The sequence below is a fragment of the Methanococcus voltae genome, from assembly GCF_017875395.1.
GTDB classification, from domain to species: domain Archaea; phylum AGJL01; class Methanococci; order Methanococcales; family Methanococcaceae; genus Methanococcus; species Methanococcus voltae_C.
Map to the genome: position 1 here is coordinate 1 of NZ_JAGGMO010000013.1, position 1,647 is coordinate 1,647.

The following is a 1,647-nucleotide window of genomic DNA, read 5'->3' on the forward strand; positions in this document are numbered from 1 at the left end:
CCTGAAACGAAAGAAGTTTCAAGTACGAAGTAAGCCCACAATCTTGTGAAACCTATTAACGACCAAGTCATTTCCTTTAAATGAAATACTGACCGACTCCACGAGAGTAGTTGCTTATCCGTAAGCAACTAATTCCGGTTGATCCCGCCGGAGGTCACTGCTATTGGGGTTCGACTAAGCCATGCGAGTCTATGGCTTCGGCCATGGCGGACGGCTCATTATCACGTGGTTAACTTACCCTCAAGTGGAGGATAACCTTGGGAAACTGAGGATAATACTCCATAGGAAAAAAGGTTTGGAATAATCTTTTTCTTAAAGCATACGCGCTTGAGGATAGGACTGCGCTCGATTAGGTAGTTGGTGGGGTAATGGCCCACCAAGCCTACGATCGATACGGGCCTTGAGAGAGGGAGCCCGGAGATGGGGACTGAGACACGGCCCCAGGCCCTACGGGGCGCAGCAGGCGCGAAACCTCCGCAATGCACGAAAGTGCGACGGGGGGACCCCAAGTGCCTATGTAACTCATAGGCTTTTAGTAAGTGTAAATAGCTTAAAGAATAAGGGCTGGGCAAGTTCGGTGCCAGCAGCCGCGGTAACACCGACGGCCCAAGTGGTGACCACTCTTATTGGGTCTAAAGCGTCCGTAGCCGGTTTAGTAAGTCCCTGTTTAAATCCTCTGGCTTAACCAGAGGACTGGCAGGGATACTGCTAGACTTGGGACCGGGAGAGGACAAGGGTACTCCAAGGGTAGCGGTGGAATGTGTTGATCCTTGGAGGACCACCTATGGCGAAGGCACTTGTCTGGAACGGGTCCGACGGTGAGGGACGAAAGCCAGGGGCGCGAACCGGATTAGATACCCGGGTAGTCCTGGCCGTAAACTCTGCGAACTAGGTGTTAGGTAGGCTCTGTGCCTATCTAGTGCCGAAGGGAAGCCGTTAAGTTCGCCACCTGGGGAGTACGGTCGCAAGACTGAAACTTAAAGGAATTGGCGGGGGAGCACCACAACGGGTGGAGCCTGCGGTTTAATTGGATTCAACGCCGGGCATCTCACCAGGAGCGACAGCATTATGATGACCAGGTTGACGACCTTGTCTGAAGCGCTGAGAGGTGGTGCATGGCCATCGTCAGCTCGTACCGCGAGGCGTCCTGTTAAGTCAGGTAACGAGCGAGACCCGTGCCCTATGTTGCTAGTTTCTTCTCCGGAGGGAACGCACTCATAGGGGACCGCTGGCGCTAAGTCAGAGGAAGGAGCGGGCAACGATAGGTCCGCATGCCCCGAATCTCCTGGGCTACACGCGGGCTACAATGGCTGGGACAATGGGATGCTACCCTGAAAAGGGACGCAAATCTCCTAAACCCTGTCGTAGTTCGGATCGTGGGCTGTAACTCGCCCACGTGAAGCTGGAATCCGTAGTAATCGCAGTTCATAATACTGCGGTGAATGTGTCCCTGCTCCTTGCACACACCGCCCGTCACACCATCCGAGTTGGGTTGAGGTGAGGTTTTGGCCTTCGGCTAAGATCGAACCTGGGTTCAGCGAGGAGGGTGAAGTCGTAACAAGGTAGCCGTAGGGGAACCTGCGGCTGGATCACCTCCTAGAAAGTTAAGATGATAGGTCGTTAATAGGCACTAAAAGATTGTGGGCT

1 rRNA gene is annotated in these 1,647 nt (G+C 53.8%); it reads left to right on the plus strand.

The annotated features are described in order from the left end of the window. Nucleotides 1-131: 131 nt before the first annotated feature. Nucleotides 132-1,598, plus strand: a 16S ribosomal RNA gene (locus J2127_RS08440). Nucleotides 1,599-1,647: the final 49 nt, after the last annotated feature.